This window comes from Pseudomonas sp. KH_017, from assembly GCF_057840285.1.
This window is the reverse complement of the sequence record NZ_CM174509.1, coordinates 3186460-3210019: the sequence shown is the minus strand read 5'-3', so window position 1 is coordinate 3210019 and position 23560 is coordinate 3186460. Positions and strand designations below refer to the sequence as shown.

At 57.1% G+C, this 23560-nt stretch carries 21 protein-coding genes and 1 pseudogene; 16 read left to right on the top strand and 6 right to left on the bottom strand.

The features are described 5' to 3' along the window. Positions 1-3 precede the first annotated feature (3 nt). From AC3IT6_RS14625 to AC3IT6_RS14615, 3 genes are all read left to right on the top strand, one after another. Positions 4-393 carry a RidA family protein gene (locus AC3IT6_RS14625; protein ID WP_150755294.1) on the top strand — a complete coding sequence of 130 codons (390 nt, stop codon included), beginning with the start codon at positions 4-6 and terminating at the stop codon, positions 391-393. 160 nt (positions 394-553) lie between these two features. Beyond that, positions 554-1510 (top strand): ornithine cyclodeaminase family protein, encoded by a 957-nt coding sequence (locus AC3IT6_RS14620; protein ID WP_489350633.1) that lies wholly within the window; start codon positions 554-556, stop codon positions 1508-1510. A gap of 89 nt (positions 1511-1599) precedes the next feature. Beyond that, the gene (locus AC3IT6_RS14615; protein ID WP_489350631.1) at positions 1600-2712 is read left to right on the top strand and encodes a CapA family protein; all 1113 of its coding nucleotides are present in this window, start codon (positions 1600-1602) and stop codon (positions 2710-2712) included. Positions 2713-2739: 27 nt separating this feature from the next. Here AC3IT6_RS14615 and AC3IT6_RS14610 read toward each other — a convergent pair whose 3' ends face one another. Then, the gene (locus AC3IT6_RS14610; RefSeq protein ID WP_150755297.1) at positions 2740-3474 is read right to left on the bottom strand and encodes an amino acid ABC transporter ATP-binding protein; all 735 of its coding nucleotides are present in this window, start codon (positions 3472-3474) and stop codon (positions 2740-2742) included. A gap of 327 nt (positions 3475-3801) precedes the next feature. Between AC3IT6_RS14610 and AC3IT6_RS14605 the strand changes: the two genes are divergently transcribed. Beyond that, the gene (locus AC3IT6_RS14605; RefSeq protein WP_150755298.1) at positions 3802-4491 is read left to right on the top strand and encodes a GntR family transcriptional regulator; all 690 of its coding nucleotides are present in this window, start codon (positions 3802-3804) and stop codon (positions 4489-4491) included. A gap of 119 nt (positions 4492-4610) precedes the next feature. Here AC3IT6_RS14605 and alr read toward each other — a convergent pair whose 3' ends face one another. Then, positions 4611-5849: an alanine racemase gene (gene alr, locus AC3IT6_RS14600; RefSeq protein ID WP_489350628.1), complete on the bottom strand. Its 1239-nt coding sequence runs from the start codon at positions 5847-5849 to the stop codon at positions 4611-4613. Between the two features lie 249 nt (positions 5850-6098). Continuing rightward, positions 6099-7145, bottom strand: coding sequence for an ornithine cyclodeaminase (gene ocd, locus AC3IT6_RS14595; RefSeq protein WP_489350626.1), 1047 nt, complete (start codon positions 7143-7145; stop codon positions 6099-6101). Positions 7146-7777: 632 nt separating this feature from the next. On the opposite strand from ocd, the gene AC3IT6_RS14590 reads away from it, so the two are divergent. From AC3IT6_RS14590 to AC3IT6_RS14560, 7 genes and pseudogenes are all read left to right on the top strand, one after another. Next, positions 7778-8557 carry a transporter substrate-binding domain-containing protein gene (locus AC3IT6_RS14590; RefSeq protein WP_489350624.1) on the top strand — a complete coding sequence of 260 codons (780 nt, stop codon included), beginning with the start codon at positions 7778-7780 and terminating at the stop codon, positions 8555-8557. Positions 8558-8616: 59 nt separating this feature from the next. Then, positions 8617-9342 (top strand): ABC transporter permease, encoded by a 726-nt coding sequence (locus tag AC3IT6_RS14585; protein WP_150755302.1) that lies wholly within the window; start codon positions 8617-8619, stop codon positions 9340-9342. Then, positions 9339-10049 carry an ABC transporter permease gene (locus AC3IT6_RS14580; RefSeq protein WP_489350622.1) on the top strand — a complete coding sequence of 237 codons (711 nt, stop codon included), beginning with the start codon at positions 9339-9341 and terminating at the stop codon, positions 10047-10049. The genes AC3IT6_RS14585 and AC3IT6_RS14580 overlap by 4 nt, the downstream gene beginning before the upstream one ends. 56 nt (positions 10050-10105) lie before the next feature. Continuing rightward, on the top strand, positions 10106-10867 hold the full coding sequence (locus tag AC3IT6_RS14575; RefSeq protein WP_007986657.1) for an ABC transporter ATP-binding protein: 762 nt from the start codon (positions 10106-10108) through the stop codon (positions 10865-10867). A 12-nt stretch (positions 10868-10879) separates the two neighbouring features. Next, positions 10880-11359, top strand: coding sequence for an Lrp/AsnC family transcriptional regulator (locus AC3IT6_RS14570; protein ID WP_007974731.1), 480 nt, complete (start codon positions 10880-10882; stop codon positions 11357-11359). 267 nt (positions 11360-11626) lie between these two features. Further along, positions 11627-12565, top strand: coding sequence for a citrulline utilization hydrolase CtlX (gene ctlX, locus AC3IT6_RS14565; RefSeq protein ID WP_489350620.1), 939 nt, complete (start codon positions 11627-11629; stop codon positions 12563-12565). After that, a pseudogene (locus AC3IT6_RS14560) lies at positions 12562-12654 on the top strand (hypothetical protein); the annotation flags it as partial. The gene ctlX and the pseudogene AC3IT6_RS14560, both read left to right, overlap by 4 nt. Before the next feature lie 94 nt (positions 12655-12748). Here AC3IT6_RS14560 and AC3IT6_RS14555 read toward each other — a convergent pair. Further along, the gene (locus AC3IT6_RS14555) at positions 12749-13753 is read right to left on the bottom strand and encodes a LacI family DNA-binding transcriptional regulator (RefSeq protein ID WP_489350618.1); all 1005 of its coding nucleotides are present in this window, start codon (positions 13751-13753) and stop codon (positions 12749-12751) included. Between the two features lie 189 nt (positions 13754-13942). Here AC3IT6_RS14555 and AC3IT6_RS14550 point away from each other — a divergent pair, with 189 nt between their 5' ends. The 4 genes from AC3IT6_RS14550 (at position 13943) to AC3IT6_RS14535 (ending at position 18410) form a co-directional block, all read left to right on the top strand. Then, entirely contained in the window at positions 13943-15109 is a 1167-nt protein-coding gene (locus AC3IT6_RS14550; protein WP_489350616.1) for a Gfo/Idh/MocA family protein, read from the top strand. An 80-nt stretch (positions 15110-15189) separates the two neighbouring features. Then, a complete protein-coding gene (locus AC3IT6_RS14545; RefSeq protein WP_489350614.1) occupies positions 15190-16209 on the top strand; it encodes a sugar phosphate isomerase/epimerase family protein in 1020 nt (339 codons plus the stop codon). A 56-nt stretch (positions 16210-16265) separates the two neighbouring features. Further along, on the top strand, positions 16266-17537 hold the full coding sequence (locus AC3IT6_RS14540; RefSeq protein WP_489350612.1) for a nucleoside permease: 1272 nt from the start codon (positions 16266-16268) through the stop codon (positions 17535-17537). Positions 17538-17792: 255 nt separating this feature from the next. Next, a complete protein-coding gene (locus AC3IT6_RS14535) occupies positions 17793-18410 on the top strand; it encodes a dTMP kinase (protein WP_489350610.1) in 618 nt (205 codons plus the stop codon). Positions 18411-19393: 983 nt separating this feature from the next. Here the strand turns inward: AC3IT6_RS14535 and AC3IT6_RS14530 are convergent. Continuing rightward, positions 19394-20320: a 2-hydroxyacid dehydrogenase gene (locus AC3IT6_RS14530; protein WP_489350607.1), complete on the bottom strand. Its 927-nt coding sequence runs from the start codon at positions 20318-20320 to the stop codon at positions 19394-19396. Between the two features lie 10 nt (positions 20321-20330). Next, positions 20331-21311 (bottom strand): isopenicillin N synthase family dioxygenase, encoded by a 981-nt coding sequence (locus tag AC3IT6_RS14525; RefSeq protein WP_489350605.1) that lies wholly within the window; start codon positions 21309-21311, stop codon positions 20331-20333. 192 nt (positions 21312-21503) lie between these two features. Between AC3IT6_RS14525 and AC3IT6_RS14520 the strand changes: the two genes are divergently transcribed. After that, positions 21504-23540 carry an oxidoreductase gene (locus AC3IT6_RS14520; RefSeq protein WP_489350603.1) on the top strand — a complete coding sequence of 679 codons (2037 nt, stop codon included), beginning with the start codon at positions 21504-21506 and terminating at the stop codon, positions 23538-23540. The last annotated feature ends 20 nt before the right edge of the window (positions 23541-23560 follow it).

The window sequence follows — 23560 nt, the reverse complement described above, 5'->3', positions numbered from 1 at the left end:
TCCATGAAAGAAATAATAGAAGTGCCGTTTTTGTCTGAAGCGCTCAGGCGTTTGAATACACCCACCTCTTTGCTGATTCGCTCGGGTTCGATGCTCTATACCTGTGGCCTGCCGCCGCTCGATCCACTGACCGGGAATATTGTTCGAGGCACGATTGTTGAACAGACTCACGCTGTATTGCAGGTGATGAAAGTTGTTCTTGAATCGGCAGGATCGTGCCTCGATAACGTCGTGAAAACCACGATCTTCGTGACGGATCCATCGATGATGGATGAGGTGAACGCGGTGTATCGCAAGTATTTCCCTGAGAATCCACCCGTACGCTCATTCGTTGCAGTCAAGCCTTGGCCGTTTCCGTTTGATATTGAAATCGATGTAGTTGCCCATCTTTAGAAAACGGATGTGCTGGGTTGTATTGTGTAAAAAGTACCAGTTCTCTTGGTAGCTATAAGCTATTCAACTGGTTGTTTTAATATTCTTTCCCATGAACTCGAACCGAGTGATTTCGACGTTTAAGGCTTTCTGTCAGATGCGCTATGAAGGATTTTATTCAATGAAGAATGACATTGCCGTATTAGATTCAATTCAAGTGGCCAAACTGATCGGTCTGATTGATGTGTTGTCCGCAATGCGTCGTATGTTCCTGGCGTTGGGACAGGAAAAGGCTGTGCAACCGCCACAACTGCGCAATCCGTTTCCCAACGGGCAAGGCAACTTTATCAGCTACCTTGGAACGCTTGCCGAGGAGCGGGTCTTTGGTGCAAAGCTCTCACCCTATATCCCGCGTCCGGAAGGGGCTCTGGTGACGGCCTGGACGTTGATGATGTCGATGGATGACGGTCAACCTCGCTTGCTCTGTGATTCGGGGCAATTGACGGCTGAGCGAACAGCGGGCACGACAGCACTCGCGGTCGATTTACTTGCGCCCGCGCAGGTCAGCAAACTGGCCGTAGTGGGAGTAGGGCGTCTGGGTCAAGCGCATGTCCGGCATGTTTCGGCATTGCGCGAGTGGGGGGATATCAGGTTGTACGCACCCAACATTGACGCTCTACCAGTGTCCGAGCAGCAGGCACTCCGGAACCTCGATCCGCGCGTCAGCATTCATACCGAACTGTCCAGTGCAGTTGATGATGCGGATGTCATCCTGCTGTGCACCTCGGCCGGTCATACGGTGCTTGACCCTGCAGTGCTGAAAAAGCCAGCGTTGATCACGTCCATTTGCACCAATGCCCCACTGGCGCACGAAGTACCTCCTGAATCCCTGCTGAACATGAGCGTCTATTGCGATTACCGGGCTACAACGCCCGACAGCGCAGGGGAAATGCGCTTGGCAAAAGACCAGCATGGCTGGTTACCCGAGAGTATTTACGGGGATTTGCCCGAGCTGATGACGGGAGCCGCCCGACTTCCCGATCCCGAGCGCCATACCTTCTTCCGCTCGATCGGTTTGGGTCTGGAGGATATCGCCATTGCCAATGAGCTTTATCAGTTGCATATGAAGAACAACTGAGTAGAGGTTCAGAAGTCGTTCTGCCTATTTCAGCGTAATAATAAGCCGGGGGATGGAAACATCCCCCGGCTTATATTCGGGAGGGTGCCATGGCAGCTGTTACCAATACGCTGAAGCTGTTTCTCGCCGGCGACGTCATGACTGCCCGCGGCATCGACGCAGTACTGCCGCATCCTGGTGATCCGCGGCTTTACGAAGCTTACGTCAAGAATGCCGGCGATTACGTCCGGCTGGCAGAAAGACTCAATGGCTCGATTCCCCGTCCAGTCGATTTCACCTATGTCTGGGGCGCTGCGCTGGATGAGTTCGAACTTCGCCAGCCACACGCACGCATCATCAATCTGGAAACTGCGGTGTCCCGCCGCGGACGACCGGAGCCAAAGGGCATCAATTACCGCATGAGCCCGGAGAACTTCCCGGCCATCAGCGCAGCCGGCATCGACTGCTGCGTGCTGGCCAACAACCATGTGCTGGACTGGGGCGCAGCCGGCCTGGCCGATACGCTGGAGACCCTGGCGAGCAATGGTATGTGCAGCGCCGGCGCCGGGCACAACCGGCAATCAGCCGAAGCGCCTGCCGTGCTGCCACAGCCTGGCGGGCGGCGCTTGCTGGTGTTTGGCCTCGGCGCACCCGACAGCGGCATTGCGTCGGACTGGGCCGCCACGGATAGGCGCGCTGGCGTCGCGCGGCTGGAGGATCTGTCGATGCAAAGCCTGCGCCCTGTGGCGAAACGGATTATCGAGGGCAAAAAACCGCGGGATCTGGTGGTCGCCTCCATTCACTGGGGCAGCAACTGGGGGTTCGATATCCCGCGCGAGCAAGTCCGGTTCGCCCATGCCTTGATCGACGAGGCCGGAGTTGACGTGGTGCACGGGCATTCCTCGCACCACGTCAAGGGCATCGAGGTCTACCGCGGACGCCTGATTCTCTATGGCTGCGGTGATCTTCTGAACGATTACGAAGGCATCGAGGGCTACACAGCCTTTCGCGGCGACCTGGGGCTTCTATACTTCGCCTCGCTGGACCCGGGCGGGCAGTTGCAGTCGCTGGACCTGATACCCACCCGCCTGCGTCGCTTTCGCCTCTGTCGCGCCGAAGGAGATGACCGTCAATGGCTGCACGACACCCTTTCTCGCGAGTGCGCCCGCCTGGGCAGCAGCATCCAGGCGGGCGCGAAAAATGCCTTCGAGTTGCGTTGGTGAGAACACTCCCTTAGCGACCCCGAATGATCAATGTTGCAGGATCTTGGAGAGGAAGTCCTTGGCGCGGGGGGAGCGTGCTTCGGGGGTGCCGAAGAACTCTTCCTTTTTGCAATCTTCAATGATTTTGCCCGCGTCCATGAAAATCACCCGATCACTGACCTTCCTGGCGAAGCCCATTTCGTGGGTCACGCACATCATGGTCATGCCCTCGTTTGCCAGTTTGATCATGACGTCTAAAACCTCGCCGACCATTTCCGGGTCCAGGGCCGAGGTGGGTTCGTCAAACAGCATCACGATCGGGTCCATCGATAAGGCACGAGCAATTGCCACGCGCTGCTGCTGGCCACCTGAGAGTTGCCCTGGAAATTTGTCCTTGTGGGCGCTCAGGCCAACACGATCGAGCATCTTCAGCCCCCGTTTGAGCGCCTCGTCCTGACCACGGCCCAGCACCTTCATTTGAGCGAGCGTCAGGTTTTGCGTCACGGACAGGTGCGGAAACAACTCGAAGTGTTGAAACACCATGCCGACCCGGCTGCGTAGCTTGGGCAGGTTGGTTTTCGGGTCCGAGAGGCTGATGCCATCTACGACAATCTCGCCTTGCTGGAAGGGTTCAAGCGCATTCACGGTCTTGATCAGCGTCGACTTGCCAGAACCGGAGGGGCCGCACACCACGACGACTTCGCTCTTTTGTATGGCGGTAGTGCAGTCGCTCAGCACCTGAAAATTGCCGTACCACTTGGAAACATTTTTTATGTTGATCACGGTGGTTGTCCTGATGTGGTTGCAGATGGCGCAAGAGGGACGAGGACCTGATCGCAAACGACAAACCAAGGTGCTTCCAATTCCATCATACTGTAGAAAGTATACGATTATCGATCCGCCAACGACAACAACAAAGCGATGAATGAGGCTTGTATTTCAGATGTATGGGCGAGGGACTGGACTGTAGTTCGAGGGGAGCAAGGCCGAGGATGCCGTCCTTGTCCGATTTCGTATAATCGTATACGGTTGTGCATAGTGATGTAGTTGTTCCTCGTATCTGCCAAACCCAGACACGCCTTTAAATCGCCCCTGGCCACTTAGTGTCATATGTCTAACCAATCACCACTGAAATACATTGCAGGACTGATCCCGCTGGCACGTGTGTCCGCACCGCAATTTGTTGCGGCCGTTATCAGGGAAGCCATCGTCACCGGCGCGCTCTCCGGTAGCGAACCTCTGCGTCAGGACCTGATCGCTACCGAACTCAACACCAGCAAGGTGCCGGTTCGCGAGGCGCTGCGCGAGCTTGAAGGTCAGGGCCTGGTCCAGTTCATGCCGAATCGGGGCTTCATGGTGACACCTCCGTCCCTGAATGAAATGAATGAGTGCTTTGAGTTAAGAGCGGTTTTAGAGCCGCTGGCCGTCCGCCATTCGGTACCGCTCTCGACACCGGAGCAACTCGATGCTGTCGAACGCATCATCGATGAGTTCGAGAAAGTTCAGGATCCTCTCCTGAGCAGTCAATGGAACCTTTCGCTGCATACGGCGCTTTATGCACCTGCGCAAATGAAACACCTGGAAAATATGATCACCCGTGCGCACACCATTGCGCAGCGCTATACGCACATCTATATGCAGCTGCGATCCGCAGGGATCGATAGCCAGGACGAGCACCGTGCGATCCTCGCGGCGTACAGGGCAAAAGACGTGGAGGCGGCCGTTGCGTTGATGACAACGCATCTCAAGCAAGCATCGGATGAGGCGGCTGAGTACCTGAAGGACCACTTTGAGGTGTAGGAGCAGCCGGTCGACACTCGATTGCTTCGGGCGGCACGCGTTATCGTTAACGTCCATCGCGCGCAGGCTCGCTCCCACAGGGGCGCAGCGTTTAGCCTGCGCACCTTGTTTTTTTCTCCTTATTTAGACTTCAAGACTTTCGGATTGGAGTTGCCCCAGATCGTGTAGAGATCCGCCAACAATGCGCCGTTGATGGTCTCAAGCTCCGTCTGGGTAATCTCTTCATCACCTTGCTTGCCGTACAAAACGACCTCATCTCCCGCCTGCACGCCCTTGATACCGCTGACGTCCGCCATCAACGTGTTCATGGTGACCTTGCCGATCACCGGCGCGCGTTGGCCGCGGATCAGCACTGAGGCTTTGTTGGAGAACGCTCTTCGATAACCGTCGGAGTAGCCGGCCGGGATGTTGGCAATCAACGAATCTTTGCTCAGGGTAAAGGTGCGGTCGTAGCTGATCGTACTGCCCGCCGGGTAGGCATTGACAGCCGCGACCCGCGATTTGAACTGCATCACCCGTTGAAATTCGTTATGCCCACCCACTGGGTAGCCATAGAGCGCAGCCCCCGGGCGAACCATGTCCAGCCAACCTTCCGGCACCTCAAGGGTGGTGAAGGTATTGGCGCAGTGCAGGGTGATCCGGCTGCGGTCCAGTTTGGCGTGCTCGATCAGCCAGCCGGACTGCTCCTTGAACCTGGCCAGACCCTGAAGGACATCCTCGCGTTCCTCGACCGGGAAGTGGGTCATGATTCCGACGATGCTCAGGTGATCCAGCCGGGTCAGATCCACCGCCTGTTGTTGTCCTGCAGCCGTGCTCATTTCCAGACCGTTACGGCTCATGCCCGCCGAATTCAGCGCCAGGTGAACCGGCAGCTTCACGCCCTTGCGGGTGGCCAGCTCATTGAGTTGACGGGCAACCTCCAGGTTGCCAACCAGTTCTTCGATGTTGTAGCGCAGTGCATTCTCGACCTCTTCAACGGTAGCGCTGCGCAAACGCATCAGGCGTCCCTTGAAGCCTTTTTCCCGTGCGACACGCGCCTCCTCGTTGCTCGCCACGCCGATACAGGTGATGCCCATCCGGATGGCGGAAGGGATCAATAATCCAATGCCATTCCCATAAGCGTCGGCTTTCATCACGGCGCACATCTGGCTTTTACCCGCCAGCCGTTGCTGAAGTTTGGTGATGTTTGCTTCGAAGGCGGCCTGATCAATCTCCAGCCAGGTATTGGCCTGGCCTGATTGATTGTCGGCGCGGAGATGTTCAGGTGTGGGATCGAGTAAAGGGGCGGCATTGGCCACCGGCATCATTGCCGTCAAGGCCAGGGCGAGCGTCAGCGTGCTGAGCATGAAACGTGGCATATCGAGTCTTCCATAGTGGATGAGGAAAGCCCTCATGCTGGCGTGGATTTGGCATCAGCCAGATCCATCGGGCATGGGGCGAACAGCCATGGAATTCTTATGCAAAGGCGCCGTTTGTTTATGTGGAACCGGGTGGTTCGCACAGCGGATGGCGCTGTAAAAAAGGCTTAAACGACTGAGGGATTGTTCGGGGTTGCGCCTGGCAGCCGAAGGGGCCGCCAGGTGAACGCTTTGAAGTGTCGAGTGGAGTTAAGCTCGAAGCCTTGCATCGGCTGTTACTGAAGGCAGCAGCAGCGAGAACAGGTTCTTGGGATCTTGCAGCTCTGGCACCAGCTGAATGTCGCTGCCAATGTTTAGCGTTCGTGCAACATCCAGCACATAGCGCAAGGCGGAGTAGTCCTCGATGGCGAAGCCGACCGAGTCGAACAAGGTGACTTCCTCGGCATGCTGGCGACCCTGGGTCTGACCGTTGGCGACTTTCCAGAACTCGATAACCGGTGAGTCGGCAGGCATCTGCTGAATTTCGCCTTCAATGCGGCTTTGCGGTTCGTACTCAACCATGACCCGCGCACGCTCGACGATGTCCCGGTGCAGTTCGGTCTTGCCGGGGCAGTCGCCGCCAACTGCGTTGAGGTGCATCCCGGGCTCGATCATCTCAGGCGTCAAAATAGTTGCGTAGGCTTTGTCGGCCGTGACCGTGGTCACGATATCGGCGCCACGTACCGCTTCTGCGACGGTTTTGGCAACGCTCACCTGTATGGCGGGGTAGGCCCGCAGGTTGGCTACCAGCTTCGCCGTTGCCGCTGGATCGATGTCGTAGAGACTGATTTCAGTAATGCCGAGCAGTGTATGAAATGCCAGGGCCTGGAATTCGCTCTGTGAGCCGTTGCCGATGAGCGCCATTCGGCGACTGTCCGGTCGGGCGAGGTAGCGGGCCGCGAGTGCGGAAGTGGCAGCGGTGCGAATGGCGGTCGTCAGCGTCATCTCACTCAGCAAAACAGGCTTGCCGGTATCGACGTCTCCCAACGCACCAAAGGCCATGACCGTCAGCATGCCATTGTGGGTGTTCTTTGGATGTCCGTTGACATACTTGAAAGCGTAGAGCGAGGCATCAGACACGGGCATCAGCTCGATGACGCCCTCGGGTGAGTGGTTCGCCAGGCGCGCGCACTTTTCGAAATCCGGCCAGCGTACGTAGTCTTGACGGATGTACTCGGCCATTTCGATCAGGCAACGAGGCAAGCCTTTTTCCTGGACGAGACGGCTCAGATCATTGACGTCAATGTAACGGGTCATATTGGGTTCCTTTGGGCGTTTTTTGGTGTGCCGGTCTGGACTACCTTGCGCTTTGGCGGCTGAGACTCAGGAGGTGGTCCATGTGTTTGCTACCGACCTATTGTCGAGGCAATGGCGAGAAGATTTCGGCCAATACTGACCCTGGACACAGCGAGAGAAGTCGAAAAACAGACAGCGCACAGCGGAATCGGCCGGGTGACACTGACCAGTCACACCTCGCTCGCACGGCTCAAGCGCGATGCGCTTCACGACGCATCGTCATGCAGATGAAGTAGAAGGCCAAAAGACAATCACACTTCCTGTGTCGCTCCCTTTAAGTGGAAAAACAGTGACTTACAGCGGACGACAGAATCGGCTGTGCAAGCCCTTCATTCAGCACAGGCACGCTGTTTGAACGTGGGGTTACGACACCAGCACCCTCCCGGCAATTGGCATTCTGACGGTCCGTTTCAAGCGCTTGTTGATCGCTGCATGAGATGGAGTGCAACTCCGACGACTGGCTGCTTCCAGTCGAAAACAACAACAAAAACGGCTGCGGTGAAGACCGCATCGACTCTCTGCCCCTGTCAAAAAGTGTGGTCCGACGCAGGCGCCGGATCGCGATAAATCCAAATAATCCGGGACTCAAGAAAATGAACATCAAATGGCTGACTTTGCCGGCACTCGCGTTGCTGTGCTGCACCACGGGTGTCAGTGCCAAGGAATGGAAGGAGCTGCGATTTGGCGTCAACCCAAGCTACCCACCCTTTGAATCCACCACGGCCGATGGTGGGGTCCAGGGCTTCGGCGTGGATCTGGGCAATGCGATATGTGCCGAGCTGAAGCTGACCTGCGTGTGGGTCAGCAATGATTTCGACGGGCTGATTCCGGGGCTCAAGGCCGGCAAGTTCGATGCCATCGAATCTTCGATGACCGTTACCGACGCGCGTAAAAAACAGATCGACTTTACCGATCGCCTGTACGCCGGACCGACCGCCATCGTCACCCGCAAGGATTCAGGACTGCTGCCTACCGCCGAATCGCTGCGTGGAAAAACCATCGGTTACATGCAGGGCACGATTCAGGAAACCTACGCCAAGGCCAAGCTGGCGCCGGGCGGGGTGAAACTGCGGGCCTACCAGAATCAGGATCAGGTCTATGCCGACCTGGTATTTGGCCGTCTCGATGCGTCGATCCAGGACAAGCTGCAAGCGCAGATGAGTTTCCTGACCTCGCCACAAGGGGCGGACTTCCACAACAGTGAAGGCATCAGCGACCCGTTGGTGCCGTCGGAAATCGCGATTGGTGTGCGCAAGGACAACGAAGAGCTCAAAGGCATGCTCAATGCCGCCATCAAGGCCCTGCACGACAAGGGCATCTACGCGCAGATCCAGCAGAAACACTTCGGTGATCTGGACCTCTACAACAACTGATCCTCGCGCCCCGGTCGCTGTGTCGCAGCGACCGGGGCGCATCAAGACAGGTGACTGGCGTGAATTCCTTCCTGAATGTTCTGGGGGTCGACCTTTCGGCCCTGCAAGGCTATGGCCCTTTGTTGCTGCACGGCACCTGGGTCACCCTCAAACTGTCGGCGCTCGCGCTTCTGGTGAGCATGGCGCTGGGGCTGCTCGGCGCGGCGGCCAAGCTGTCGCCGCTGAAGCTGTTGAATCTGCCGGCGACCATTTACACGACACTGATCCGTGGCGTGCCCGACCTGGTGTTGATGCTGCTGATTTTCTACAGCCTGCAAGGCTGGCTCAGCGCCCTGACCGAGTCCATGGGCTGGCCCTACATGGAAATCGACCCATTCGTGGCCGGCATCATCACCCTTGGTTTTATCTACGGGGCGTATTTCACCGAGACCTTTCGCGGGGCGATTCTGAGTGTGCCACGCGGGCAGCAGGAAGCCGCGGCGTGCTTTGGCCTGAACCGTTGGCAGCGTTTTCGTTTCGTGGTGTTCCCGCAAATGATGCGTTTCGCCTTGCCGAGCCTTGGCAACAACTGGCTGGTGCTGCTCAAGGCCACGGCGCTGGTATCGATCATTGGTTTGTCGGACCTGGTCAAGGTCGCGCAGGAGGCCGGCAAAAGCACGTTCAATATGCTTGATTTCCTGTTGCTGGCCGCAGCGCTTTACTTGCTGATCACCAGCGCTTCGAACTATGTCTTGCGCGTGCTGGAACGGCGCTACAACCAGGGTGTGCGGGGGATGGCGCGATGATCGAGTTGATTGCCGAATACTGGAGACCCTTTCTGTTCAGCGACGGCGAGACCCTCACCGGGTTGGCCATGACCCTGTGGCTGCTGGTGGCGAGTATTGCCATGGGCTTTGTCTTGTCGTTGCCCCTGGCGATCCTGCGGGTTTCGCGCTGGGGTTTGCTGCGTTGGCCAGTGCAACTATTCACCTATGTGTTTCGCGGCACGCCGTTGTATATCCAGTTGCTGATTTGCTACAGCGGGATCTACGGCATTGCCGTGGTCCGTTCGCAGCCATTGCTCGAAGCGTTTTTCCGCGACGCCATGAATTGCACCTTGCTGGCGTTCACCCTTAACACCTGCGCCTACACCGTGGAAATTTTCGCCGGAGCGATCCGCAGCATCCCCTACGGTGAAATCGAAGCGGCCCATGCCTATGGCCTCAGTGGCTGGCGCCTGTACCTGCAACTGATCCTGCCTTCGGCGCTGCGCCGTGCGCTGCCGTACTACAGCAACGAAGTGATCCTGATGTTGCACGCGACTTCGGTGGCGTTCACCGCAACGATTCCCGACATCCTGAAAATCGCCCGGGACGCCAATGCCGCGACCTTCATGACGTTTCAGGCTTTCGGTATCGCCGGTCTGCTGTACCTCGTGCTGTCGTTCGGGCTGGTCGGCGCGTTCCGCCTGGCGGAGAAACGCTGGCTGAGCTTCCTCGGTCCGGCCCACTGACTTCCATCATTTATCCAGAGCGGCGCCGATAAGCGTGCCGTTCCAGGAGTACTCGCATGTACAAACTCACGGTTGAAAATCTGTATAAACGTTTTGGTGACAACGAAGTACTCAAGGGCGTCTCGTTAAACGCGAGGGCAGGGGATGTGGTGAGCATGATCGGTGCCAGCGGTTCGGGCAAAAGCACCATGCTGCGCTGCATCAACTTTCTGGAACGGGCGGACGAAGGTGCCATTGCTCTGGATGGTGAGCGAGTTCTCACCCGTCAGGGCGTTGGCGGCATGCGCGTTGCCAATCCAAAACAGTTGCAGCGCTTGCGCACGCGACTGGCGATGGTGTTCCAGCATTTCAATCTGTGGAGTCACCTGACCGTGCTGGAGAACATCGTGCTGGCGCCGTGTCGAGTCCTGGGCATGAGTCGCAAGGCCGCCGAGGAGAGCGCGCGGGCGTATCTGGACAAGGTCGGCTTGCCGCAACGGGTGGCCGATCAGTACCCGGCGTTTCTGTCGGGCGGGCAGCAACAACGGGTGGCGATTGCCCGGGCCCTGGCGGTGGAGCCCGAAATCCTGTTGTTCGACGAGCCAACCTCGGCACTCGACCCGGAACTGGTGGGTGAAGTGCTGAAGGTGATTCAGGCACTGGCCGAAGAAGGCCGGACCATGTTGATGGTGACCCACGAAATGGGGTTTGCCCGGCAGGTCTCAAGCCAGGTGTTGTTCCTGCATCAGGGCCGTGTCGAGGAGCAGGGTGATGCTACGATACTCGACCGGCCAAACAGTGAACGTTTGCAGCAATTTCTATCGGGTCGTTTGAAGTGAGGCAAGGCGTACATGGCGGATATCCGCGATCTGTCGATCGTGCTTGATCGTATCGATCAGGCAATCATTGAAGTGTTGCGCCACGAAGGGCGCATCACCTATCAAAAGCTGTCCGAACGCGTGCACCTGACCCCCAGGCCTTGCCTGGAACGAGTGCGCAAGCTGGAACAGCTTGGGGTCATTCGCGGCTATGGCGCGATTCTCGATGAGAAGAAGCTGACGCCGGGCTTGTCCTTGCTGGTGCTGGTGGCGTTGTCGAACCAGAGCGGACGCGCAGCGCAAAAGGCCTTCGAAGCCAAGGTCCGCGCCTGCCCTCAGGTGCTGGAATGTCGCCTGATCAGCGGCGCGTTCGACTACAGCCTGCGCATGCGCTGCCGTGACATGGAGCATTACCGGGTGTTGACCGAAGTCTGGTTTGACGACCCGGATTTGCACATCGACAAACTGGTCAGCCACCCGGAGCTGGCGATGGTCAAGACCACCATGGAATAGGCATCGAACGAAGTACAACCTGTGGGAGCGGGCTTGCTCGCGAAGGCGATGTGTCAGTCGACATTGATGTTGGATGACACTCCGTATTCGCGAGCAAGTCGGATCGCCGCACCGTCGCTCCCACATTTGATTTGTGTTGTTCACCGAATCGGCTGATGGGGTCTGAATCTTCAGCCGTTTCCATCAGCGCAAAAGCCGTTATCAACCGGGTTTTTCCCACCTCGAAACAGACAATGAGCCTCTCTCGCCCTCATTGAGTCTGCGCCCATGCAAACCACCAACACGGTATTAATGATTCGCCCGACACGTTTCTCCTTCAATCAGGACACGGCGGCGAACAACCGTTTCCAGCGTCCGGCAACGGTTGCCGAAGACGTACAACTCAAGGCCCTGGCCGAGTTCGATGGCTATGTTGACGCGTTGCGTCGGCACGGCGTTGAAGTCCTGGTGCACAACGATCGCGAAGCGCCGCATACCCCGGACTCGATCTTCCCCAACAACTGGTGGAGCAGCCACCCGGATGGCACCTTGGTCCTGTATCCGATGCAGGGCCACAACCGGCGTCTGGAGCGGGACAAAGGTGTACTCGATGGGTTGCTGGGTGAATACCGGGTCGAGCAGGTGCTGGACCTGTCCAGCCTCGAAGAGCAGGAGGTATTCCTGGAGGGCACCGGCAGCATGGTCCTGGATCGGCAACAGCGGATCTGCTACGCCGGGTACTCGACCCGCACCCACGCCCGGGCCCTGGATCAGCTGGTCACCCATCTGGGCTATGAACTGTGTGCGTTCAACGCGGTGGACCGCCAAGGCGTGGCGATTTATCACACCAACGTCATGATGAGTGTCGGCACCCGCCTGGCGGTGGCTTGCCTGGCGTCCGTGCCCCATCCGGGCGAATGTGCGGCGCTGCGTAACCGACTCGAAACCAGCGGTAAACAGGTCATCGCCTTGAACTGGGCGCAGCTGGAATCCTTTGCCGGCAACATGCTGGAAGTGCACAACGCAGCGGGCGAGCCGCTGCTGGTGATGTCGCGCACAGCATGGCAATCGCTGGACGCCAATCAGCGTCGCTTGATCGAAGCTCACACCACGCCGTTGCCGGTGAACATCGACACCATCGAGCGCATCGGTGGCGGCAGCGCGCGCTGCATGCTGGCCGAGGTGTTCCTGCCCAGGCATTCGTCCACCCAGGAACAAGTGCGATGATCGTCCGCCCAGCAACGCCTGACGATCTGCCGGCTCTGCTGGCCTTGGCCCATAGTGCCGGCACCGGATTGACCACCTTGCCGGCTGATGCGTCGCCGGTGAAAAGGTCATTGCGGAAATGCGCGGTTATTCGATCGCAAAATTGCCTTTGCCTGATCAGAAAATCTCCTGAAATGGATGTGGTCAGCGCTCGTTGACCACAGCAGTGCTGTTGCGCAACGTCAACTCAAACGGCAATACCACATGACGCTGTGCAATAGGTTTCTTCTCAATCAGAGAGATCAGCATATCGACGGCTTTCTGGCCGAAGACTTCGGCGGGTTGCGCGATGGTCGTCAGAGGCGGATCGCAGTACGCCGCGAAGGGGATGTCGTCGAAACCCACCAATGAAATATCCTCCGGTACCCGCAAGCCCTGTTGCTTGATTCGCTTCAACGCACCGATGGCCATTTCATCGTTTTCGCAAAACAGCGCGGTGGGACGATCAGACAGCTCCAGCATCGCTGCTGCACCGTCATGACCCGCCTTCAAACTGAAATCACCGTGGCAGATCAGAGCGGGATCGGACGCGATGCCGGCTTGGCGCAATGCATCCTGATAGCCGGCCACACGGTCGCGGGTCAGCGGGCTGCTTTTCGGGCCTTTGATCAGACCGATCCGCCGGTGGCCAAGTTCGATCAGATGCTCGGTCATGGCCTTGGCGGCCGCGCGGTTATCGAGGCTGATCGTCGGATGGCGGCCGCCTTGAATCACCTCACAGGCGTTGACGATGGGTGGTAGCTCGGTGCTGGGGAAGGGGGCTTCAAAAGGGTCGTAGGCGCGCAGCTGAATCACGCCGTCGGCCTGGTGGGCGTACACCAGCTCGGCGAATTCCCGTTCTACTTCCTCGCGGCCCTGGGTGTCGCACAGCAGAAGTCGGTACCCGGCGGCCTGGGCAGCCTGTTGGGCACCGCTGATCACCCTTGCGAAAAAGGTATTGGCGATGGTCGGCACCAGAATCACCAGGTTGCCGGTTCTGCGCGAGCGAAACTGCACCGCCATCAGGTTTGGTCGATAACCGGCCTTTTCCACGGCGGCGTTGACCTTGTCCCGAGTGTCGGGGAGCACGCGCTCAGGCGACTTCAGTGTTCTGGATACTGTGGCCACCGAGACGCCGGCAAGCCGGGCTACTTCACGGATATTGGACAAGACCACCTCATTATCGAACTGTGCGGTTGGCGAGCTTAGCGCAGGTCGGCCGTGCCCTGAAATGTTCGTGGATTTTAATCCGGGCATTTGACACCTCGCATAACTGCGCCTAAATTCTCGCCATGATGTAACCGGTTACATCATGGCGAAAGATAAGCCTGACACCGCCTCAAACAGAGAAAAGTCGCGATGAATGTTCCAGTGCCAAAAATAAGAATGGGGTTTGTCGGTGGCGGCGAGGGCGCCTTCATTGGCAAAGCCCATCGTCAGGCCGCCGCGCTCGACGGTCGTTTTGAACTGGTGTGCGGTGCGTTTAGCCGAGACGCCCGCAACAACCAGGACACAGGCGCGGCGCAGGGATTGCCCGCTTCGCGCTGCTACAGCGACTGGCAGCACATGCTCGATGCCGAGTACGCGCTACCCGCCGATCGGCGAATGGAACTGCTCGTCATCGTCACCCCTAATCACCTGCATGCCCCAATTGCCACTCAGGCGCTGAGTGCAGGGTTTCATGTGTTCAGCGAGAAACCCGCGGCGCTGAATCTGTCTGAGCTGTTACCCCTCAAAAAGCTGCTGGAGAGTAGCGACCGCCTCTATGGATTGGCCCACACCTACCTCGGTTATCCGATGGTCTGGCAGGCTCGGGAAATGGTCCGCGACGGTGTGATCGGCACGGTGCGCAAGGTCATCGTCGAGTATCCCCAGGGCTGGTTGAGTCAGGATGTGGCCGGGCAGGGCAACAAGCAGGCGGGCTGGCGCGATCAACCCGAACAGTCGGGGTTGGGAGGCTGCATTGGCGATATCGGTACCCATGCCTTTTCATTGGCCGAATTCGTGGCAGACCAACCCATCAAGCACCTGTGTGCGATGTTGAATACGCACCTTGCAAGCCGGCAACTGGACGACGACGCCGCGATGCTGTTCAAGATGGCCGACGGCGCGAGCGGTGTATTGATCGCCAGCCAGGTCTGCGCTGGCGAAGAGAACCCGTTGAAGATCCGCGTCTACGGCGACAAGGGCGGGCTGGAATGGCGTCAGGAAGAACCGTCGAGCCTGATTCATCGCTCTCTTGATCAACCCTTGCGCATCCTGCGTTCCGGTGCCGGTCAACCCTGGTTGTGCGAAGCCGCGACCCGACGCATGCGTCTGCCCGCCGGACATCCCGAAGGCTATCTGGAGGCCATGGCCAACCTCTACGGCGACTTCGCCAGCGCGATCCGCAGCAACGTCGAAGGCAACGAGGCCCCCGGCGTACCAGGCATCGAAGTTGGACTGCGCGGCATGGCCTTCATCGAAGCCGTGATCGCCAACCATCGTGGCGACACCAAATGGACCGAACTGGTCTGCCATCCGTGAACCCGGAGAATCCCCCCGTGAATCCTACGCCCCAACCCCCGACAGGCTTGCGCGGCCCAGGTATTTTCCTGGCGCAGTTCATGTCCGCTGAAGCGCCATTCGATACACTGGCCAATATTGCTCGTTGGGCGGCGTCCCAAGGGTACAACGCCATTCAGTTACCCACGTCGGGCACGCAATACATCGACCTGGCGCGCGCCGCCGACAGTCAGGACTATTGCGACGAATTGAAAGCCATCTGTGCTCAAGCGGGCGTCGAAATCAGTGAGCTGTCGACGCACTTGCAGGGACAACTGGTAGCGGTGCATCCGGCGTTCGATGCCTTGTTCGATGACTTTGCGCCGGCGCACTTACGCGGTCAGCCGCAGGCGCGGACCGAATGGGCCATCGACCAATTGAAGCTGGCGGCCCGCGCCAGTCAGCGGTTGGGGTTGAAGGCCCATGTGACCTTTTCCGGCGCGCTGCTCTGGCCGTATCTCTACCCTTGGCCGCAGCGGCCGAGCGGTTTGGTCGAACAGGGTTTTGCAGAATTGGCCAAGCGCTGGTTGCCGATCCTCGAGTGTTTCGAAGAGGCCGGCGTCGACCTGTGCTACGAGATCCACCCCGGCGAAGACCTGCACGACGGCGCCTCGTTCGAGCGTTTTCTGGAGGCTGTCGACCATCATCCACGCGCCGCCATTCTGTATGACCCGAGTCATCTGCTGCTCCAGCAAATGGACTACCTGGGTTTCATCGATCGCTACCACGACCGCATCCGCATGTTCCACGTCAAGGACGCCGAGTTCCGGTCCGATGCCCGTTCGGGTGTCTACGGCGGGTATCAGGCATGGGTCGATCGACCGGGCCGCTTCCGTTCTCTGGGCGATGGCCAGATCGACTTCAAATCGATCTTCAGCAAACTGACCCAATACGACTTTGCCGGTTGGGCCGTTTTGGAGTGGGAGTGTTGTTTGAAGGATTCGGCACAGGGTGCCGCGCAAGGAGCGGCGTTCATTGAGCAGCACATGATCACCAAGACACAAAAGGCGTTCGACGACTTCGCCAGCGTGACGTCCGACGAAGGTTTCAATCGTCGACTGCTGGGTTTACCCGATGCCTGAATAAAACGTTATTCGTTCCTCTCTCCAAAAAGAAAAACAATAAGACGGTGACTGTTATGACCATGATGACCGCGCGATTAAGCGCCATGATGTTCCTGCAATTCTTTATCTGGGGCGGATGGTTCGTCACCCTCGGTACATTCCTCGCCAGTAATCTGGGCGCCACTGGTGGGCAGATCGGCATGGCATTCTCGACACAATCCTGGGGCGCGATCATCGCGCCGTTTGTGATCGGTTTGATCGCCGACCGTTTCTTCAATGCCGAGCGCATCCTCGCCGTGCTGCACCTGGTGGGCGCTGTGTTGCTATATCAGCTTTATCGAGCGCCAGATTTCAGCACGTTTTATCCGTTCGTACTGGCCTACATGATGATCTACATGCCGACGCTGGCATTGGTCAATTCGGTCGCGTTTCGGCAGATGAGCGACCCGGCCCTGGAGTTTTCCCGTATTCGCGTGTGGGGCACCCTCGGTTGGATTGTGGCCGGTGTGGTAATCAGCTTTGTGTTTGCGTGGGACTCTCAAGTCGCAATTTCATCAGGCGGATTACGCAATACCTTTCTGATGTCGGCGGTTGCTTCTCTGGTTTTGGGCCTTTACAGCTTCACCTTGCCGCGCACCGCACCCCTGAAGCCAGCGTCGGGCAGCGGTGGCTTCAAGCAAATGCTCGGGCTGGACGCCTTGGGCTTGCTCAAAGACCGCAGCTACCTGGTGTTCTTCATCGCCTCCATTTTGATCTGCATTCCGCTGGCGTTCTATTACCAGAATGCCAATCCGTTTCTGGCGGACATCGGCATGACCAACCCCACGGCGAAAATGGCCATCGGTCAGGTCTCGGAAGTGCTGTTCATGCTGCTCCTGCCGCTGTTCATTCAGCGCTTCGGCATCAAAATCGCGCTCTTGGTGGGGATGCTCGCGTGGGCCTTGCGCTACCTGTTGTTCGCCTACGGTAACAATGGCGACTTGGCCTTTATGCTGTTCACCGGCATCGCCCTGCACGGCATCTGCTACGACTTCTTCTTCGTCTCGGGCCAGATCTACACCGATGCCAAAGCCTCGGAACACTTCAGAAGCTCCGCCCAAGGCCTGATTACCCTGGCGACCTACGGCCTGGGCATGCTGATCGGCTTCTGGGTCGCCGGGCAGGTGACCGATCACTACGCGTTGGCGGACAGCCATGACTGGAAAAGCATCTGGTTGTTTCCGGCAGGTTTTGCCCTTGCGATTTTTTTCTGTTTTTCGCTGGCGTTCAAGGGACAGATCGTTGAGACGCCAGGTTCTTCGCGCGGAGATGGACGAAACAGTAGGGTGCCGCTGCACAAACCCTAGCGTCTCGGAATGTTCGTCCTGAGTATAAAAAACTGACTGGTGAGGGCAGGGGAGACAGCATTTAACTTATGGCCGATGACCGATGTTCATAAGCATCTATAACCTTGGATTTTGAGACCCGTCAACCAGAAACCAAGTTAGAGTGTTCATCAATGTCTGTTCATATGGCCCCTCCACTCGATTCGCATAGTCGCGCCAAGCGGCTCCAGCGAACGAACAGGGCAAAAAAATCGTATCTCAATCGTTATGTGAAGAATGAATCGTCCGCTGTTTGTTTCTCTAGATGGGCCCAAGGGAGCCGGCAAAACCACACTGTTGGAAGCCGTGACGAAATTACTGAGGGCAGACAACAAAAAGGTGATCCGACTTTGCGAGAAAAAAAGCGATCCCTATAGGGGTGAAACAATGACCCTCGTTAATAAGCTCGTCAGAAATCCCACCCGGGATTTGGAGTTGAGGGTTTGTGAGCGCTTTGCTGATAGCCGTACCTGGATTTCCCGGAACGTGCTGACTAAACAGCCACCAGACAGCATCATCTTGATCGATCGCTGGTACCCGTCTGATGCCGCGTTTCGCCGGATAGTCCCGTTTGCAGAGATTCTACAATTGAACATTGATCGAAACGTGCGAGTGCCAGACCTGCATGTCGGGGTTGTCACCGCCCCTGATATTTCGTGGGCAAGGGCTGCGGCACGAGGACGTGGGTTGGGCAGTACTGTGATCCATAAGCTGGAAGAACATGTCGCTTGTACAAAGGCGTTCGAGCAAGCAATTGCAGATCACGGCTGGGTTTTATGCCGTAACGAAGGAACGATCGAAGACGCAACGATGCAGGTGATTTCTGAGATCTATAGAGTCCTTCGGTACTCGTAGGCGAGGCTCGCTGCGGCGGCCTTGACGTCGATTGCTGGAGATGCATGCCAAGAGGAAAGCGGACGGCAGGGAAACGGACAGGACCTATGCGCATCTATAGAGTAATACTTGATTTAACATAATATACATTATGCGTAACGCTACATACGGACTTTGGAGCGTCTGGTGGCCAGATTTGAAGCAGGCCCAAGCCTCGATCACTCTGCTGCAGTTCGTGCCTGCACCTCAATGAGGTAATCCAGGACCGAACGGATCGTGAGAACCTTGCGCCTTGAATAGCCAACCCTGTTGGCCAGAGTCCACCGCAGCAACCTCATCAGTACCGGATCGGAAAATTTCCAGCTGCTCGACTCATACGGATACCGGCTGTTGGTGAACACGTCGCGGTATCTCTCGAAGGAATCTTCCCGGCTGTCCAGGGCCAAGCTTTGGGTATCGGGCGCTTTTCAGATGCTGGTGAGCCGCGGCCAACGCTACGGCGTCGAGTTTGTAGATCTCGCCGGATGTACCTTGATGCTGGTCAGGCACAGAAATAAAGCTCTTGAGCAGGATTTCCATGCCAATCGCCGCATTGACCTAGGCAACGTGCGGTAGGTTCTGCACATCCAGAATCCCAGCGGCTTTCAGGTAATTGTGAGCACTTTGACGCATCCAGATTGGAAAATGGCCCCCTTGCATACTCCTTTGAATGGCCGCCGCAGATGGCTGGAGCCTTTGATTTACGGGGTTTGTTATCGATTACACGTGTGCTTTAAAGATATCGCACATATTTGGAAGATAGCGAATAAGACTGAGCTACCTCTGGATCATCTGGTCAACTCCCCTCCTTTATTAATAACCAGAAATTATAACTAAACTAAACAACCATTTAGTTGAGCTAAGTTATAGGTGAGTATCGATGATATTCGACTGGAGCTTCCACTCCTCCTCTCCCTCACTAATTCATCGGCACAGGAGATCATTACGAAACAGACGATTGATTGCTAATAGCCTTTAGACCGATCAACCACATTCAAGAGAGGCATTCCCTCACGCTCTCTTCGAAGATTCTCAACAATCACCGCCACACCACCTTCAATCTGCACATCGCTTGCAACATGAGGCGTCAGGAGCACCCGGGGATGTTTCCAGAGTGGGTTGTCTTCAGTGGGAGGCTCTTGTGCCAAAACATCCAGTACGGCACCTCCTAGACGACCTTCATCCAATGCTGAAAGCAAAGCCGTTTCTATAACGTGGGCGCCACGTCCCACGTTAATCAGTCCAGCTCCATGAGGCAGGCAATCGAGCCTCGCAGCATTGAGTATCCCGTCTGTTTCGGGAGTCAGTGGCAACATGTTCACAAGGATATCGCACTGCCCTAAAAACGCCTCCAGTTCGTCCGGGCCGACGTAACAGTGGCCACCTGGCACCTCCTTCAAAGAGCGATTCCAGCCACTGAGCTGAAATCCTAATGGCTGAAGGCGATCAAGCGCGGCGCGTCCGAGATTGCCAACCCCCATGACACCAACACGCCGCTGTGAAGCATGCACGATTGGTCGAGGTTGCCAGCGACCACTGCGCTGATCCTCTTGGTAAGCGAGGATGTCTCGATGCAAGGCAAGAACACCAAACAGAACATATTCGGCCATGATGTCAGCCATCGAGCTATCTACCAGCCGTATTAGCGACACGTCAGCAGGCAAACAAGCCAGATCGAACTGATCAACTCCAGCCCCGGCAGCGTAGAGAAGCCGAAGATTAGCAAACTGCTCCGCCAGGTTGGTAAGAGGCTCCCAAGCCAGGATGTAGTGCACCTCTGCCGGGTTACCGATATCAGGCCATTGGCGGAACTCTAGTTGAGGGGCGAGCGTTGCCAGGCAATCTCGCCATTTCTGCGCATCGGCGGGGTCGGCCATATACAGGATGCACATAGAAAACTCCCTATTCGACTTTCAGATGCGCATAGCTATCAACGAAACGCTTAAATTTGTGTTTGCCACAAGTGTACGCTTCGTACTTCGCGGGTAGAACCTCGCTCACGCAGGTTGGCACGGGCTCAACAACCGCATCGAAATCTAAATCAATAAAGAAAGGTATTGAATAGCGCTCTAGACCGCTAGTGTTTATGACGCGATGCATTGTCGAGGTGTAGCGATCGTTGGTGAGAGTTTGAACTAGATCACCAATGTTGACGATAAAAGTGCCTTCAACGGGTGGGGCGGTAACCCACTCCCCTGCCCGGTTCTTTACTTGTAAACCGCCAACTGTGTCTTGAGACAGGACTGTCAGGAAGCCGTAATCCGTGTGAGCACCAATACCGATCTCTTCCAGGGAGACCTTTCCTATCTGAGGCGGATAACGCAAAACGCGCTGAATCGTGATGGGCTTGCGTTGGCGTTGTTCAAAATAATTTTGCGGCAAATCCAGACTCAGCGCGATGCCGCCGATGAGCGTTCTCGCAAGCGCCAATACAGCTGAATGATAAGCCTCGGCAACCGTTTCGAATTGCGGCAGTCCGGACGGCATTTGATTAGGGCCAAAAAACGGAGAAACTTCATCGTAATGGGCGCCGTAATCAAAGCACTCTTTGAAGTCGCGCGTATTAGCAGGATCTACGTTTTCCGCATACATCGGGATGTAACCACGTAGCGTAAGCCCGGAGTTCACGATATTAAGTGTGTTCTTCTCTTCGGATGGAAGCTTGAAAAAAAGTTTGGTGAGCCTGTACATCTCGTCTATCAGTTGCTGCGAAACGCCATGGTTTTTAATATAAAAAAAACCCACCTTTTCGCACGCTTCGCCTATCTGGCTTGCCACCCGCTGCGGATTTTCGCCGTTTATGAGTGGCGAAATATCTATGACCGGGATTTCAGTGAAGGCAGTTTGTTTGCTGGCCAAACGAATATCAAATAACTCAGTCACGCTTCTCTCCTTTCTAAATGGATGACAGACGCGGACGAGCTACATTCGTCCTTGTTTGGGCGAATGTTAATCCTGGTTTTTTGGACACGCAAGCAAAATGTACACCTGTGTCATAAATCGTTGACACAGGTGTACATTTATCCTAATTTTAAGTCACCGAGCCTGACGAAGCCCACTTTGGAGCGCACCACGATGTCCAGCGATCCCTTGCTGCAACCCTATAAAATCAAGAATCTGACCCTCAGAAACCGGATCATGACCACCTCCCATGAACCGGCCTACCCTGTGGACGGCATGCCCAAGGATCTCTATCGCGCCTACCACGTGGAGCGCGCCAAAGCCGGTGTCGCCCTGACCATGACTGCCGGTTCCGCTGCCGTATCCCGAGACAGCCCGCCGGTGTTCAACAATGTGCTCGCCTACAAGGACGAAGTAGTTGGATGGTTGAAGGACCTGACCGATGAATGCCACGAACATGGCGCGGCAGTGATGATCCAGTTGACCCACCTGGGCCGCCGCACCCGCTGGGACAAGGCCGACTGGTTACCGGTGGTGTCGCCGTCACACCGCCGCGAGGCATCGCACCGCTCCTTCCCGAAGAAAATGGAGGAGTGGGACATTGAGCGGATCATCAAGGACTATGTAGACGCCGCGGAACGCATGAAGGCGGCAGGTCTCGATGGTCTGGAGCTTCAGGCCTACGGGCATTTGATGGATCAATTCTGGTCGCCGTTGACCAATGACCTCGACGGCCCTTACGGTGGCTCGCTGGAAAACCGCATGCGCTTTACCTTCGACATCCTGCGCGGCATCCGCCAGCGGGTAGGCGAAGATTTTCTGCTTGGAGTTCGTTACACCGGTGATGAAGAATTACCCGGCGGCTTCACTGCCAGTGAGGGCATGCAGGTTTCTCACATGCTCAAGGACAGCGGACTGGTCGACTTCCTGAACGTCGTGCGCGGTCACATCGATACGGATGCAGGGCTGACCGATGTCATCCCGATTCAGGGTATGCGCAACTCACCCCATCTCGACTTCGCTGGCGAGATCCGCTCGTCGACAGGCTTTCCGACTTTCCACGCGGCGAAGATTCCAGATGTCGCCACCGCGCGCTACGCGATCGCCTCGGGCAAAGTGGACATGGTGGGCATGACCCGCGCGCACATGACCGATCCGCACATCGTGCGCAAAATCATCGAGAAGCGCGAAGAAGACATTCGCCCCTGCGTGGGCGCCAACTATTGCCTGGATCGCATCTACCAGGGCGGCGCGGCCTACTGCATCCACAACGCAGCGACGGGGCGGGAAACCACCATGCCTCATGACATTCCCAAAGCCGCCGTCAAGCGCAAGGTGTTGGTGGTCGGTACCGGCCCTGCCGGGCTGGAAGCGGCGCGGGTCGCCGGTGAGCGCGGCCATGACGTGACGGTGCTTGAAGCGGCTGACCAACCCGGTGGGCAAATTCGTCTGACTGCGCTGAGCGAGCGTCGTCGCGAGATGATCAGCATCATTGATTGGCGAATGGCGCAATGCGAACGGCTGGGGGTGAAGTTTCACTTCAATACCTGGGCCGAAGCCGACACTGTGCAAGCCTTCGAGCCAGACGTGGTTATCGTAGCGACCGGCGGCCTGCCGGATACCGAGGTGCTCAGCAAAGGCAACGAACTCGTGGTTTCAACCTGGGACATCATTTCCGGCGACATCAAGCCTGGTCGCAACGTACTGATCTTCGACGATGCGGGGGATCATGCTGCACTGCAGGCTGCCGAGGTCATCGCGCAAAGCGGTGCGAGAGTCGAAATCGTTACCCCTGACCGCTCGTTTGCACCTGAAGTCATGGCTATGAACCTGGTGCCCTACATGCGCAGCCTGCAGGACCTGGACGTCACCTTCACCGTGACCTACCGGGTAGATACCGTGGAAAAACGTGATGGCGGACTCGTTGCAACCTTTGGCAGCGATTACGGACAGGTTCACAAGCAGCGCGTGGTCGATCAGGTGGTCGTCAACCACGGAACCCTTCCGCTGGACGACTTGTACTTCGACCTGCGTCCTCTCTCCACCAATGGCGGCGCGGTAGAACAGCATGACCTGATCGCCGGCACGGCACAGAACATCGTCACCCATTCCGAAGGACGCTTCCAGCTGTTCCGGATCGGCGACGCCGTGTCTGCTCGCAACACCCACGCGGCCATCTACGACGCTTTGCGCCTGGTGAAAGAAATCTGAATTCCTGTCACGTCTGGTGC